16 protein-coding genes are annotated in these 14,677 nt (G+C 67.5%); 2 read left to right on the forward strand and 14 right to left on the reverse strand.

Annotated elements, in window-relative coordinates:
• Positions 1-25: 25 nt before the first annotated feature.
• The gene (gene fabI, locus TSH20_RS10060) at positions 26-874 is read left to right on the forward strand and encodes an enoyl-ACP reductase FabI (RefSeq protein ID WP_109074582.1); all 849 of its coding nucleotides are present in this window, start codon (positions 26-28) and stop codon (positions 872-874) included.
• Positions 875-1,027: 153 nt separating this feature from the next.
• Positions 1,028-2,173, forward strand: coding sequence for a hypothetical protein (locus TSH20_RS10065; protein WP_247871279.1), 1,146 nt, complete (start codon positions 1,028-1,030; stop codon positions 2,171-2,173).
• A gap of 56 nt (positions 2,174-2,229) precedes the next feature.
• Here the strand turns inward: TSH20_RS10065 and TSH20_RS10070 are convergent, their stop codons facing one another.
• From TSH20_RS10070 to TSH20_RS10135, 14 genes are all read right to left on the reverse strand, one after another.
• Positions 2,230-2,607: a type II toxin-antitoxin system RelE/ParE family toxin gene (locus TSH20_RS10070; protein WP_109074584.1), complete on the reverse strand. Its 378-nt coding sequence runs from the start codon at positions 2,605-2,607 to the stop codon at positions 2,230-2,232.
• Entirely contained in the window at positions 2,604-2,900 is a 297-nt protein-coding gene (locus tag TSH20_RS10075; RefSeq protein ID WP_109074585.1) for a type II toxin-antitoxin system ParD family antitoxin, read from the reverse strand. Before TSH20_RS10075 ends, TSH20_RS10070 begins: the two co-directional genes overlap by 4 nt.
• Positions 2,901-3,036: 136 nt before the next feature.
• Positions 3,037-4,974, reverse strand: coding sequence for an ATP-dependent zinc metalloprotease FtsH (gene ftsH, locus TSH20_RS10080; protein WP_109074586.1), 1,938 nt, complete (start codon positions 4,972-4,974; stop codon positions 3,037-3,039).
• An 82-nt stretch (positions 4,975-5,056) separates the two neighbouring features.
• Complete coding sequence (gene tilS, locus TSH20_RS10085; RefSeq protein ID WP_247871278.1) at positions 5,057-6,421, reverse strand: tRNA lysidine(34) synthetase TilS; 1,365 nt, start codon at positions 6,419-6,421, stop codon at positions 5,057-5,059.
• Entirely contained in the window at positions 6,409-7,266 is an 858-nt protein-coding gene (gene ybgF, locus TSH20_RS10090) for a tol-pal system protein YbgF (RefSeq protein WP_199231941.1), read from the reverse strand. Before ybgF ends, tilS begins: the two co-directional genes overlap by 13 nt.
• Before the next feature lie 247 nt (positions 7,267-7,513).
• Positions 7,514-7,984 (reverse strand): peptidoglycan-associated lipoprotein Pal, encoded by a 471-nt coding sequence (pal, locus tag TSH20_RS10095; RefSeq protein ID WP_109074611.1) that lies wholly within the window; start codon positions 7,982-7,984, stop codon positions 7,514-7,516.
• A gap of 148 nt (positions 7,985-8,132) precedes the next feature.
• A complete protein-coding gene (tolB, locus tag TSH20_RS10100; RefSeq protein ID WP_109074588.1) occupies positions 8,133-9,485 on the reverse strand; it encodes a Tol-Pal system beta propeller repeat protein TolB in 1,353 nt (450 codons plus the stop codon).
• 2 nt (positions 9,486-9,487) lie between these two features.
• Entirely contained in the window at positions 9,488-10,699 is a 1,212-nt protein-coding gene (locus TSH20_RS10105) for a hypothetical protein (protein ID WP_109074589.1), read from the reverse strand.
• Between the two features lie 16 nt (positions 10,700-10,715).
• Complete coding sequence (locus TSH20_RS10110) at positions 10,716-11,198, reverse strand: biopolymer transporter ExbD (RefSeq protein WP_109074590.1); 483 nt, start codon at positions 11,196-11,198, stop codon at positions 10,716-10,718.
• 3 nt (positions 11,199-11,201) lie between these two features.
• On the reverse strand, positions 11,202-11,933 hold the full coding sequence (gene tolQ / locus TSH20_RS10115; protein WP_109074591.1) for a protein TolQ: 732 nt from the start codon (positions 11,931-11,933) through the stop codon (positions 11,202-11,204).
• 57 nt (positions 11,934-11,990) lie between these two features.
• Complete coding sequence (gene ybgC / locus TSH20_RS10120; protein ID WP_199231940.1) at positions 11,991-12,479, reverse strand: tol-pal system-associated acyl-CoA thioesterase; 489 nt, start codon at positions 12,477-12,479, stop codon at positions 11,991-11,993.
• Positions 12,472-13,557, reverse strand: coding sequence for a Holliday junction branch migration DNA helicase RuvB (gene ruvB, locus TSH20_RS10125; protein ID WP_109074593.1), 1,086 nt, complete (start codon positions 13,555-13,557; stop codon positions 12,472-12,474). Before ruvB ends, ybgC begins: the two co-directional genes overlap by 8 nt.
• Positions 13,554-14,180, reverse strand: a complete 627-nt coding sequence (ruvA, locus tag TSH20_RS10130) for a Holliday junction branch migration protein RuvA (RefSeq protein WP_109074594.1) — start codon at positions 14,178-14,180, stop codon at positions 13,554-13,556. The genes ruvB and ruvA overlap by 4 nt, the downstream gene beginning before the upstream one ends.
• Before the next feature lie 4 nt (positions 14,181-14,184).
• Positions 14,185-14,677, reverse strand: a 493-nt coding sequence (locus tag TSH20_RS10135) for a DUF559 domain-containing protein (protein ID WP_199232434.1), incomplete at its 5' end; no start/stop codon positions are given.

Genomic DNA, 14,677 nt, shown 5'->3' on the forward strand with positions numbered 1-14,677 from the left:
CACATCCGTCGTTCACGAGGTTCCGATGTCCAATCCGATGCCGCTCATGGCCGGCAAGCGTGGCCTGATCATGGGCGTGGCCAACGATCGTTCGATCGCCTGGGGGATCGCCTCCACCCTGGCCCAGCACGGGGCGGAGCTTGCCTTCACCTATCAGGGCGATGCGCTGCTGAAGCGGGTGAAGCCGCTGGCCGATCAGGTCGGCGCCAAGCTCGTCCTGCCCTGCGACGTGACGGACGAGGGCAGCATCGACGCGACCTTCGCCGCCATCGAAAAGGAATGGGGCGGGCTGGACTTCGTGGTTCATGCCATCGCCTTTTCCGACAAGAACGAGCTGGACGGGCTGTATCTCGACACCACGCGGGCCAACTTCCTGCGCACCATGGACATCTCCTGCTACTCCTTCACCGCGGTGGCGCAGCGCGCCGTGCCGCTGATGAAGGACGGCGGCAGCCTGCTCACTCTATCCTATTACGGCGCCGAGCGCGTCATGCCCCATTACAATGTGATGGGTGTCGCCAAGGCCGCGCTGGAGGCCAGTGTGCGTTATCTGGCCGTCGATCTGGGTGGCCGCAACATCCGTGTCAACGCCATTTCCGCCGGTCCGATCAAGACTCTGGCCGCCAGCGGCATCGGCGACTTCCGCTATATCCTGAAGTGGAACGAGCTGAACGCCCCGCTGAAGCGCAACGTCACCATCCAGGAGGTCGGCGGCGCCGGCCTGTTCCTGATGTCCGATCTCGGCAGCGGCGTCACCGGCGAGGTGATGCATGTCGACAGCGGCTATCACACCGTCGGCATGGTCGCGGTGGACGAGGCGGCCGAGGTCGCCAGCCTGCTGGGCTCGCTGGGCGGCACGCCGAAGGCCGGCTGAAATCCAGTCGGTTGAGCCGGAGAACGGCGCCCGCAATCGCATGACGAGGAGAGGGATCGGCACGCCGATCCCTCTTTGCGTTTGCAAAAACGGCGTCTATGATTTGCGCAATATTCGCGGATTTGGGTAATATTCATGCGCGCTCGTAAGAAAATGGACTCGGTTTCTCCGATCCTTGAGCAGATCCTCTATGGCGGCTCCAGCGTGTCGATGAATCTCATCGCCATCACGCGCGAGATCCCGGAAGAGCAGCGCATGTTCAAGGCCCAGGGCCTGAACAACTGCATCCTGTTCAAATACCCGAACTTCGACGACCGCGACGACGACGGCGGCGATCCGATCGCCGAGGACGAGGAGTTGGAAGGCGGCGAGCGCCCGGTCGAGACCGGCATCTATGTGCCGCACAACGCCCGTGCGCCGGAGGCCGGCGGCATCGCCATCTATCTGCGCGGCCGCAACAGCGCGACCCTGCTGGAGGAGCAGTTCGGCCTGAAGCACGGGCCGCAGGAGAACGGCATCATCGGCGACATGAAGATGCTGCAGATGATCGACGACGTTCCGTCGCTCGACGCCTTCCTGCTGAAGACCTGCTTCGAGGCGGAGAAGGTCAACGTCGACCCGCGCCACTGGCTGATCTCCAACGAGGAGGACCACCAGCTCCGCCGCCTGATCCGCGCCCGCATCGAGCCGATCGTCCGCAAGGCGCTGTCCGGCAGCCAGGGCAGCGCCGGAAGCATCGAACGCTTTTTGGAAGCGATCTGGAATCCCAATCTGGAAGAGGCCGGCCTGTTCGTCTCCGCTTTCGGCATCGAGCGGTCGGAGGCCGACACCATCTTCAGCGCGTGGAAGGGCACGACCTTCTACGAATACCAGCTGCGCCGCATCGCGCCCCGCGCCCGCACCATCCTGACCTGGCTGAAGTCGCGCGAGTGCATTCCGGTCGACATCCGCATGCACAAGCCCTACGAGACCCAGCTGCTGATGCACATCGAACGGGTGGGCAAGCTGCTGGAGACCACGCTGCTCGACATCCGCACCATCCTGTCGGACTACGAGACGTCGTTCAGCAGCTTCATGAACGGCCAGCCGGAGCCCTTCCGCGACTACCTGCGCAGCATCCGCTCGCGCTACTGGCTGCTCGGCTACTGCGTCTCAGCGCTCACCAGCGTCGCCCATCTGGACGCCCGCTGCATGAAGAACACGCCGTCGCGCAAGCTGTACTTCGAAGGCATGCAGAAGCTGCTGCGCCAGTTCGACGTGGCGCTGGACCGCCGGCGCGAGCAGAAGGGCTCGCTCTGAGGGATTTCTCCGCCGCCCGATAGCCTCAGATGGGCAGTCAGGCGGCGGAGGCCCCGTCAGGCATTCGCTCGAACGATCCTGCTGAGCGCACGGCCGCGCAGCATGCTCTCATGGACGAAGCCCAAAATATCGACAATGCCATCGGTGGCGAGCCGAAAGACGATCAGGTGACGCGGCGCGTGGATTCGCTCGGCTGGATCGGCAATGTGGGTCCGGCTGTGCCAGATGTGGTAAAGCCCGACCCGGAGTCCGGCCGCCTCTACCCATTCGATACCATGACGTCGCGGATCGACGGCAATGTCCTGCATCGCCTGGACCAGAAGCGCCGCATAGCGCATCCGGCCGACCTCGTGAAATTTCCGCTCGCTCCAGTCCAGAATATCGTCCAGTTCGGCTTCCGCCGGACCAGTAAGGCGGAAGGCGGTCACCGTCATCCCCGTCTGGCGGCAGCACGCATGGCGGCACGGCGATTCAGGTCCGCCAGCAGATCACGCCGTCCCTCCTCGCCCTGCACCAGACGGAAATCGCCCTGCTCGACCGCAGCGATACCACGGCGGGCGATGTCCCCAATGGCGGCAAGGCTCGCCTGCTCCGCCTCCAGATCGTCCTGATAGCGGCGCAACGCCTCGCGAACGACCTCGCTGGCATTCTGATGCCGCCCATGCTCGACCTGCTGGTCGATGAAGTCGCTCAAACGGTCCGTCAGGCTGAAGTTCCGACCGGTCATGACACCTCTCCACTTCCCGGTAGCAAAGTTTGATGCCAACCCCGGACGCCGTCAATCTTCCACGGAGCAACAACAGGCCCAACAAAAAAGGCGGCGCCTCGCAGCGCCGCCTTCTTCATTTCGGAACCCCGAACCGTCAGGTGCCCTGCGGTTCCGGACCCATGCCGCCGCTTTCCTGCCCGGTGCTGGGCGGGACGGAAGACCGGCGGCCGGTGCCGGTGGTCGGACGCGGCGGGACGGCCATCGTCTCGCGGTCGTCGTCCCGCAGGATCGGCTCGCCGCGCAGCAGACGGTTGATCTCGTCGCCGCTCAGCGTCTCGTACTCCAGCAGGCCCTTGGCCAGGGTGTGCAGCTGGTCGATGTTCTCGGTCAGGATGGTCCGGGCGCGGTCGTAGCTCTCGTCCACGATGCGGCGGATTTCCTCGTCGACCAGCTGGGCGGTGCGGTCGGACATGTTCTTGTGCTGGGTCACCGAATGGCCCAGGAACACCTCCTGCGTCGGCTCGCCGTAGAGCAGCGGGCCGAGCTTGTCGCTCATGCCCCACTCCGTCACCATCCGGCGCGACATCTCGGTCGCCATCTTGATGTCGCCCGAGGCGCCGGTGGTCACCCGCTCCTTGCCGAAGATCAGCTCTTCCGCGATGCGGCCGCCCATGGCGACGGTCAGGTCGGCCAGCAGCTTGGCCTGCGACAGGCTGATGCGGTCGCCTTCCGGCAGGCGCATCACCATGCCCAGCGCACGGCCGCGCGGGATGATGGTTGCCTTGTGGACCGGGTCGCTGTCGGCGCAGTGGATGGCGCAGATGGCGTGGCCGGCCTCGTGGTAGGCGGTCAGCTTCTTCTCGTCCTCGGTCATCACCATGGAGCGGCGTTCCGCACCCATCATGACCTTGTCCTTGGCGTTCTCGAACTCGTTCATGCCGACGACGCGCTTGCCGATGCGGGCCGCCAGCAGCGCCGCCTCGTTGACCAGGTTCGCCAGATCGGCGCCGGAGAAGCCGGGGGTGCCGCGGGCGATGACCTTGGCGTCGACGTCCGGCGACAGCGGGACCTTCCGCATGTGGACCTTGAGGATCTTCTCGCGGCCCAGCACGTCGGGGTTCGGCACCACGACCTGACGGTCGAAGCGGCCCGGACGCAGCAGCGCGGGATCGAGAACGTCCGGACGGTTGGTCGCGGCGATCAGGATCACGCCCTCGTTCGCCTCGAAGCCGTCCATCTCGACCAGCAGCTGGTTGAGGGTCTGCTCACGCTCGTCGTTGCCGCCGCCCAGGCCGGCGCCGCGATGGCGGCCGACCGCGTCGATTTCGTCGATGAAGATGATGCAGGGGGCGTTCTTCTTGCCCTGTTCGAACATGTCGCGGACGCGGCTGGCGCCGACGCCGACGAACATTTCAACGAAGTCCGAACCGGAAATGGTGAAGAACGGGACATTGGCTTCGCCGGCCACCGCGCGGGCGGTCAGCGTCTTACCGGTACCCGGCGGGCCGACCAGAAGGCAGCCCTTCGGGATCTTGCCGCCCAGCCGCTGGAACTTCTGCGGGTCCTTCAGGAACTCGACGATTTCCGTCAGCTCCTGCTTGGCCTCGTCGATGCCGGCGACATCGTCGAAGGTCACGCGCCCGACCTTCTCGGTCAGCAGGCGAGCCCGCGACTTGCCGAAGCCCATGGCCTTGCCGCCGCCGGACTGCATCTGGCGCATGAAGAAGATCCAGACGCCGATCAGCAGAAGCATCGGGAACCAGGACAGCAGCACCGAGAACAGCGACGGGACGTTGCTGTCGTCGGGGACCGCATTGATCCGGACATTCTTGTTGGTCAGGCGCTCCACCAGACCCGCTTCGGGCGGGACATAGGTGCTGAAGGAGCGGCCGTCCGAGAAATGGCCGGAAACCTGGTTGCCCTTGATCGTCACGTCTGCAACCTGGCCCCGGTCCACTTCGGCGAGAAGCTCGCTGAACGGAACGGTCGTTTGCGGGCTGCGGGTGGAAGAACTCTGGAACAGATTGAACAGGGCCACGAGCAGCAGCCCTATGATGATCCAGAGCGCGAGGTTCTTGCCGAAATTGTTCACGTCACACGCCTTTCTGCGAACCCATCGCCATGCGGTGCGCCGACAAGGCCGCACCCCGGACTCCTACGGGCACGTTCCCTGATTAAATAATGCCGCGCCGGTCCGAAACAACCGTAAAAGCTGGTCTTCCCAACGACGAAAGCGGACGGAAGATCGCGCGGTCCATCGGGACCTGTCCATCCGCGTCCAACCCGTATCGTCCGCCAACCATTGGTACGCCAAGCAATTTCGTTCCCGACCAAAGGCTTGGCAGGGTTTCCCGCACCGGAACCGGCAGATCGGGCACCCTCTCCGGCGCCCGCCGGGCCACCCATTCGCGCCAGCCCGCCGCCCCCAGCGCAGCGACCATAACGGGCTTGCCATGTCGCGGAGACACCCGCAGGTCGAAGCGGCCGTCCCACAGCGCCCGCCCGCCCGGCGGTACGCTCAGCCGCTCCAGTGCCGCAACCGGCTCGCGCGCCACCATGACGGCGCCCCGCCGCAGCCGCACCACGCAGCCGCCCAAGGTCGTGCCCTGCCCGTCCGCCAGGGCACCGAGCAGACGCTCCAGCGCCTCGTCGCGCACGGGATGGGCCGGCCCGCCGACCGCGGTCAGAGCCTGGGCCAGCGCCCGCAGCGCGATCTCCGCCGGCGCGTCCAGCAACGGTGCGGGAGCCAGCGTGATCCAGCCTTCCGGATGAACGGTCGCCGCCTCGGCAAGCAGCCCGGCGGTCGCCTGTTCCAGCGCCGCCCGCGCCCGTCCGGCACGGCGGGCAACCTCGCCCAATCGGATGGCGTCCAGCCCCTCCCCGCCCAGCAGATCGACGGCGGCACGCAACCGGGCGCGAGCGAAGCGCGGATTGCGGTTGGACGGGTCCTCGATCCAGTCGACCACTTCGGCGCGGCAGGTCGCCAGAAGCCGGTCATGGGAAAAGTTCAGCAGCGGCCGGATCACCCGCACCGCCCCGTCGGCGCGCACAGCGGCCATTCCGGCCAGCCCGTCGATGCCGGAGCCGCGGGCCAGCCGCAGCAGCACCGTTTCCGCCTGATCGTCGCGATGGTGGGCGAGCGCCAGATGCAGGATGCCGGCCTCGCCGCAGGCCGCCGCCAGCAGCCGGTGCCGCGCCGCCCTAGCCGCCGCCTGCAATCCGGCCGAGGGCTTCTCCCCGTCCCAGCGCAGGATGCGGTGAGGAATTCCGAGTCGGGCCGCCGTCTGCCCGACCGTCGCCGCCTCGTCGGCCGATTCGGGCCGCAAGTCGTGGTCGACGGTCAGTGCCAGCAGGCTTCCGCCACGCTCTGCGACCCAATGCCGCAGCAGCAGAACGAGCGCCATGCTGTCGCCGCCGCCGGAAAGCCCGACGGCGACGGCCGGCGCCGGTTCGAATCCGCCCAGCGCCGCCATCGCACGGGCGAACTCCTCCCGCGATACCGGATCGGAGTCGCCGGTCCCGCCCATCAGGCCGGGCAATTGATGCGCTTGCGCTCCGTATCGGCGCGGCGCTTCACGCTGGCCGAGGCTTCGGGGAACTTGGTCAGCAGCTGGTTGAAGGCGGTGCAGGCATCCGACTTCTTGTTCATCTGCTGCAGGGTCATGCCCAGCTTCAGCAGGCTGTCCGCCGCCTTCGGGTTGGTGCGGTACTTGGACAGCACCTCGGCGAAGGCCTGGGCCGCTTCGGGGAAGCGGTTGCGGACGTAATAGCTCTCGCCCAGCCAATATTGCGCGTTGCCGGCATAGGCATGGGATTTGTTCTTGGAGATGAACTCCTGCAGCGCCTTCTCGGCCCGGTCATAGTCGGAGTTGCGCAGCAGTTCGAACGCCTGCTCATACTGCTTTTCCGGCGACAGACCGGCGGTCGAGGGCGGATTCGCTGCTGCGGTCTGCGCCGGCTTGTCGGCCGGCTTCTTGTCGTCGGGAGCGGCCTTCGCCGGCTTCGACGGCGCGGCATCGGCCATGGCGCCGCCGCCCATCGCCCCTCCGGCGGCCCCGCCGCCCTTCTCCAGCTCCTTCAGGCGGAAATCGACGTCGGCGTTCACCTTCTCCAGGCGCTCGCGCAGCTGGGTGACCTGATAGGTCGATTCCTCGTACTTGCCGGTCAGGTCCTGGATGGCGCGTTCCAGGTTCTGCAGCCGGATCTCGAAATCGGCGGCGACGGAGGGCGACAGCTGCGCCACCTCCACCGGACCGCCCAGCGCCGCAACCTGGGTTTCCAGCGATTGCAGCCGCTCGATCTGCCCCTTCGACTGGGCCAGGGCGGGGCTTGCCGCGAGCATGCCACCCAGCAGCAGGGCGGCGACGGGACGGATGTTGGTCATGCGCGTGGGATCCTGAGGAGATCTGATGCCGGGGGGAACACCCACGGCGACCATGGCGAACGAAAAAGGCGACGCGATGGCCGCTGTTTAGCAGAACTTGCGCACCGGCGCAAAAGAACCGACAGCGCCGGGAATCCGGCCATCAAAAGATCCGGGAATGCCGCCTGCCGAAAAGAAAAAGGCGCCGCCCCGGTTGCCCGGTGGCGGCGCCTTTTCCCAATTCCCCGTCAGGCGGGGACCGGCGTCATTAGTTGACGACGGTCACGCCACGGCGGTTCTGCGACCAGGCGGCCTCGTTCGAGCCAACCACGGCCGGACGCTCCTTGCCGTAGGACACGACGTTGACGCGGCCGGCCGGGATGCCCTTGGCGGCCAGGTAGTTCTTCACCGAGTTGGCGCGGCGCTCACCCAGGGCCAGGTTGTACTCGCGGGTGCCGCGCTCGTCGGCATGACCCTCGACGGTCACGGTGACCGAACCGTAGGTCTGCAGCCACTTGGCCTGACGGTCGAGGGTGGCGCGAGCCTCCGGCGACAGGTCGAAGCGGTCGAGGCCGAAGAAGACGCGGTCGCCGACGTTGACGACGAAATCTTCCGCCGAGCCCGGGCGGACCGAGGTCTGCTGGGCACCGGTGTTGGCGCCGTTGGCGGCGTCGTTCGGCGTGGATTCGCAAGCGGCGAGCAGGGCAACCGCGGCGAGGGCGAGGAACTTCATGCGCATGTTCAGGGACCCCTTGAACGACAATTGTTGAGTGGCCGGACTAGTCAGCACGAGAGCCGCTTCTTTTCGCCAATCCCCGACGAAAAGACGACGTCCGACCTTTGTCTTGAGCATTGCTCCCGCGCCGCCGCAAAATAGGGCTACTCCACTAGGGAATCAAGGGCGACCACGCGGGGTCCGACGCGCCGACCGGGGTGCTCACGCGACGCTCGTTCGCGCCGGTGATGTCGATGCTGTACAGCTGGGCATTGCGGCCACGGCCGTCACCCGTCGGCAAGTCCTTGAAGAACATGAGAACACGGCCGTTGGGCGCCCAGGTCGGCCCCTCGACGTGGAAGGCTTCGGTCAGGATTCGTTCCCCGGTTCCATCCGGACGGATTACGCCGATTGCAAAGCTGCTACCACGCTGGCGCGTGAAGGCGATCAGGTCGCCGCGCGGCGACCACACCGGCGTACCGTAGCGGCCCTCGCCGAAGGTCAGCCGCTTCACGCCCGATCCGTCGGCGCCCATGACATAGAGCTGCTGCGTGCCGCCGCGGTCCGACTCGAAGACGATGCGCTGGCCGTCCGGCGAATAGCTGGGACCGGTGTCGATGCCCGGCGCGTCGGTCAGCTGGGTCTGGCGGCGGGTGCGCAGGTCCAGCGTGTAGATGTCGGTGTTGCCGTTCTGGGCCATCGACATGATGACCTTGTTGCCGTCGGGCGAGAAGCGCGGGGCGAAGGTCATGCCGGGAAAGTCGCCCAGGACCTCCTGGCGGCCGGTATCGATGTTGAACAGGTACACGCGCGGCTTCTTGTTGAAGTACGACATGTACGTAATTTCCTGGGACGTCGGCGAGAAGCGCGGCGTCAGGACCAGGGTCTGGCCGTCGGTCAGGAACTGATGGTTGGCGCTGTCCTGGTCCATGATGGCCAGCTGCTTCTTGCGCGCGTTCGCCGGGCCGGATTCGGCGACATAGACGATGCGCGTGTCGAAATAGCCGTCCTCGCCGGTCAGGCGCTTATAGATGGCGTCGGCCACAATGTGGGCGATGCGGCGCCATTCCTGCGGCGAGGCGCTGTAGCTCAGCCCCTGCATGTACTGGCCGGCGGCGACGTCCCACAGGCGGAAGTCCACCTTCATGCGGCCGTCGCCACCCGTCGTGGTGTTGCCGGCGACCAGCGCCTGGGCGCCCAGCGCCTTCCAGTCGGGGTAACGCGGCTCGCCGCTGCGCAGCTGCTCCGGCGTCTGCAGGAAGCCGCGCGGGTCCAGCGGCTTGAACAGGCCGGACCGCTCCAGGTCGGCGGAGATGACCTTGGAGATGTCGGCGCCCAGCTGGGCATCGCGTCCGCCCGCTCCGGCGAAGCTGGTGATCGCGATTGGCAGCGGCTCGGACACGCCCCGCGTGATGTCGATGCGCAACTCGGCGCGCGCCTCCTGCGGAGCGGCAACGCCGAGGGAGAGGAGAAGCGCGCCGGTGGCCCCGGCCAGCTTCAACAGAAGCCTCGTCTTCGTCGTCATGGTCAGAACATGTCCCTCGGGTCGAAATTGAACACGATGAAGCGCCAGTCTTCATAAGTCTGCGACGTGAACTCGCTGGGCAGCAGGTCCAGCGGACTGGACCGTTTGACCGCGCGCACCGCCGCATCGGCCGACGCCCGGAAGGCGGCGTCCGACATGTAGCGCGACTTGTACTTCTCGTCGATCCAGGCGCGGATCACGCTGTGGTCGCGGCCGACCTCGACGTGGATCTCGATCTGCATCGACCCAGCGTCCTTGCGGCCGCTGTCGAAGTTCCAGTTCTTGCTCAACTGGCCGCGGATGGCGTCCAGCGCGCGGCCCGACGGCTTGAACGGCTTGTCGGGGCCGTTGGTTGCCTTCGCCGCCCCGGCCGGCGCCGCCGAGGCGGTCTTCTGGCTGGGCTTGGCGTCGCTGTTGGCGCTGGCCGATGCCTTGCCGTCCGCCTTCGGGTTGTCCGACGGCTTGATCTTCCCGACGTTCGACAGCAGGTCGGACAGCGGGTCGGTCTTGGCCGACGGCTTCTCCGGTTGCTTGGCCGGGGTTTCCGCCTTCTTCGGTTCCGCCTTCGCGACCTCCTTCGCCGGCTCCGGCTTCTTCGGTTCCGCCTTGGGCGGTTCCGGCTTGGGCTCGTGCTTGGGCGGCTCGGGCTTTTTCGGCTCCGGCTTTGGCGGCTCAGGCTTCGGAGGCTCAGGCTTGGGCTCGTGCTTCGGCGGTTCCGGCTTCGGCGGTTCCGGCTTCGGCGGCTCGGGCTTGGGCGGCTCGGGCTTGGGCGGCTCCGGCGGTTTCGGAGTCGGCGACGGCGCCGGATCCGGGGGAGGAGGCGGCGGGGGTGGCGGAGGCGGTGGCGGAGGCGTCGGAGCCGGCTTGGGCGGCGGCGTCGGCTCGCGCGGCGGCGGCACCTGGGCGACCTTCGGCGGCTCCGGCGTCTTGGCAGGCGGCGGGGGCGGCGGAGGCGGTTCGTCCTCCTCGTCCGGCGGCTCGGGCGCCGGCGGCGACGGCTTGGCTTCCGGCGTCGGCGGGCGCGGCGCGGCGTTGGCCGGCTTCGGCTCGCCCTTCTCGACGCGGGCGGCCTGGGTGACCTCGCCGATGTCGACGATCTCGATCGGGATCGATGAGGCGATTTCGAGCTTGCGATCGCTGGGCGGCATGCCGAGCACCATCAGCGCGACCAGCGCGACGTGCAGCACCGCCGAGGCGATCAGGGGCTTGCGCATGGGAGTTCCGCCCGCCTCAACGCGCCGGTTTGGGCGCGCCGACCCGCGCGCTGGACGCGGTCGGGCCGTTCGGCATCTCGGCGACCAGACCGACCTTCTTGAAGCCGGCGGCGCTCATGGTGCCCATCACCTCCAGCATCTTGCCGTAGGCGATCTTGGCGTCACCGCGGACCAGGATGCGGGCTTCCGGGTTGTTGTTGGTCACCGCGATCAGCAGCGGCACCATGTTGCCCAGTTCGACCGGAGTCTCCTGGACGAAGACGCGGCCGTCGGTCTGCACGGTGACGAACAGCGGGTCCTTCTGCTGCTCCAGCGGAGCGGCATTGGTCTTGGGCAGGTCGACCGGCACGCCGACGGTCAGCATCGGGGCGGCGACCATGAAGACGATCAGCAGGACCAGCATGACGTCGATGAACGGCGTCATGTTGATCTCGGCCATCGCGCGATAGCCCCGGCGCTTGCCGCGGCCGTGGGACTTGCCTGCGAGTTGTCCGGCCATGGTTCAGGCGGCTCCCCGCTCCTCGAGGTGGCGGGACAGGATCGCCGAGAACTCGCCCGAGAAGGTGTCCAGCCGGTCGGCATAGCGGCCGAGGTCGGTGGAGAACTTGTTGTAGGACAGCACCGCAGGGATGGCGGCCAGCAGGCCCATGGCGGTGGCGAACAGCGCCTCGGCGATGCCGGGCGCCACCACGGCGAGGCTGGTGTTGCCCGAACCGGCGATCGAGGTGAAGGAGTTCATGATGCCCCACACCGTGCCGAACAGGCCGATGAAGGGGGCCGTCGAGCCGACCGAAGCCAGGAACGTCATGTAGCGTTCGGCCCGCGCCATCTCGCGGCCGATGGTCACCGCCATCACCCGTTCGACCCGCTGCTGCAGCGAGCCCTTCATGGTGCCGGCGATGCCGCGGTCGGCGGCGTGGCGCCACTCGCGCATGCCGGCGGCGAAGGTCGCGGCCATCGGGTCAGCCGGGGTCTGGCCGATGCGGTCGTACAGCGCGTCAAGCGAACCGCCCGACCAGAAGGCCTCCTCGAAGGAGTCGGCCTGGGCGTTCAGGCGGCGGATCCGCATCAGCTTTTCGATGATGATCGCCCAGCACCAGATCGAGGCGACGACGAGCATCATCATCACGATCTTGACGACCGCGTCGGCCTGCCAGAACAGGCCGAGGATCGTGATCTCATGTGCCGTCGTGGCGGCGTTGCCGGCCAGTTGGGCGGTTTGCAGGGCGTCCATCGCAGTCAGTCTCGCGGTTGCGCTGTTGGCACGGGAATGTGGAAGGGAAAAGGTCGATTAAGGCAGGGCAGGCGTCGAAGAGCTTTGCTTTGCATGCAGCGACTCCATCGCCGCTTTCACCGGTTCGGGAAGGCGCACGGCCCGCCCGGCCCGGTTGATCGTCACCAGCTGCAGGTCGGCGCGCGCCAGCACGCGACCGTCGCGGCGGATGACTTGTGCAACTGCGAAGGAGGCTCCGCGGATATCGACGATTCGGGTTTCCACTTCAAGCGTGTCCTCCAGCTTGGCAGGGGCGTCAAAATCGATGGTCAGGCGCCGTACCGCAAATGACACACCTGTGACATCGCCCAAACCCTCCGCCATCTCCTTCTGACGGAAGCCCATCAGGTACAGCATCTCCGTCCGCGCCCGCTCCGCGAATCGCAGGTAATTGGCGTGGTAGACGATGCCGCCGGCGTCGGTATCCTCGTAATAGACCCGCAGCGGATAGCGGTGCGTGCCGTCCTCCGCGAACCGGCCCGAGAGGGACGGAGCGACGTTACTCATCGCCATCCTCGTCCGTGGGGCCTTCGGTCGGATCGGGAACCCGGTCCAGCAGGTCGAGTTGCCGGAGCGGCGCGTTCGGCGGGTTGAGGCCGAGATAGCGGAAACCCTGGTCGGTCAGCATGCGCCCGCGCGGGGTGCGCTGCAGGAAGCCCTGCTGGATCAGGTAGGGCTCGACCACCTCCTCCAGCACGTCGCGCTGCTCGCCCAGCGCGGCGCCCAGCGTCTCGACGCCCACCGGCCCGCCGCCATAGTTGTTGGCGACCAGCCCGAGATAGCGGCGGTCCATGCTGTCCAGCCCCAGCCGGTCGACCTCCAGCCGGGTCAGCGCGGCATCGGCGACCCGCTTGTCGACCTCCTCCACCCCGGCGACCGCGGCGAAATCGCGCACCCGGCGCAGCAGCCGGCCCGACACGCGCGGCGTCCCGCGCGAGCGGTTGGCGATCTCGCGCGCGCCTTCCGGCGTGATGCCCATGCCGAGAACGCCGGCGGCGCGGCGCACGATCAGCTCCAGCTCGTCCGGCTCGTAGAACTGCAGGCGCACGGGAATGCCGAAGCGTTCGCGCAGCGGGCGCGTGATCAGGCCGCTGCGCGTCGTGGCGCCGACGAGGGTGAAGGGCGGCAGGTCGATCCGGATGGACCGCGCCGACGGGCCTTCGCCGATGATAAGGTCGAGCTGGAAATCCTCCATGGCGGGATAGAGCACCTCTTCCACGGCGGGATTAAGGCGATGAATCTCGTCGATGAAGAGGACGTCGTGCGGCTGCAGATTCGTCAGCAGCGCCGCCAGATCGCCGGCCCGCGCGATGACCGGCCCGGAGGTGGCCCGGAAGCCCACCCCCAGCTCGCGCGCCACGATCTGCGCCAGCGTCGTCTTGCCCAGGCCGGGGGGCCCGAACAGCAGCACATGGTCCAGCGCCTCGTTGCGGGAGCGGGCGGCCTGGATGAAGATCGACAGGTTCTCGCGCGCCTGCCGCTGGCCGATGAATTCGGCGAGCGACAGCGGGCGGATCGACGACTCGGCGGAATCGCCGTGTCCCTGGCCCGGCTGGACCAGACGATCGTTGTGGGGGTCGCTCATTGGCTGAGTTCCTTGAGGCCCTGGCGGATCAGATCGGACACGCCGGCGTCATCGCCCAGCACGCGCCCGGCGGCGACGACCGCGCCGAAGGCCTCCGACCGGCCATAGCCGAGATTGACCAGCGCCGACACCGCGTCGGCCAGCGCCAGGCTGGCGCCCGGAACGGCGGCGGGGGCGCCCTTGCCGGCCGGCGCACCCGTGGTCGCCGCGGGGCCGAGCGCCAGATTGCCGACCTTGTCCTTGAGTTCGTTGAGGATGCGCGCCGCCACCTTCGGCCCGACTCCGTCGGCGCGCACCAGCGCGGTCTTGTCCTGCGAGGCGATGGCACGGGTCAGTTGGTCGGGGTCGAGCACGCCCAGGATCGACAGCGCCAGCCGGGCGCCGACGCCCTGGATGGTGGTCAGCAGCTTGAACCACTCCCGCTCCGCCTGATCGCCGAAGCCATGCAGGACGATGCGTTCCTCGCGGATGAAGGTCTCGACCACCAGCGACGCCCGCTCACCCACCGCCAGGCGCGACAGCGTGCGGTTGGAGCAGGACAGCAGGTAACCGACGCCGTTCACGTCGAGCACGACCCAGTCGGTGCCGGTGGAATCGACGATGCCGGTCAGCTTGGCGATCATGGGATCAGGACTCCGAGTCCCTCTCCCGCCCCGGGAGAGGGTGGCCCGCAGGGCCGGGTGAGGGGTTCGCCGCGGCGACCGGCCGCCGCAGGACGGAGGTTTCGTCCAGGCGCGCCTTGATCGTCGTCAGGACACCGTCGAGGTTGTCGCCGACATCGGTATTCCAGAACCGCATGATCCGGAAACCGGCCTGCTCCAGCATTTTGGTGCGCCGTTCGTCATGGACTGCGCGCTGCTCGGCATGCTGGCCGCCATCCAACTCGATGATCAGCCGGTGATCGTGTGAAACGAAGTCGACGGTGAAACCGAATATAGGTTCCTGCCGCCGGAATTTCGCCCCCAGCTGGCCGTTCCGCAGCTTCTGCCACAGCATTTTTTCCACCTCGGTGGAATCGCGGCGAAGCACGCGGGCGCGTTCGGTTTCCTGGGGCGTCGGAAGGCGTTTGGCTTGTTTGGCGAGCGGCGGAACGGATAAACCCCCCCCCCCCCCCCCCCCC

This window comes from Azospirillum sp. TSH20 (assembly GCF_003115935.1).
Classification (GTDB): domain Bacteria; phylum Pseudomonadota; class Alphaproteobacteria; order Azospirillales; family Azospirillaceae; genus Azospirillum.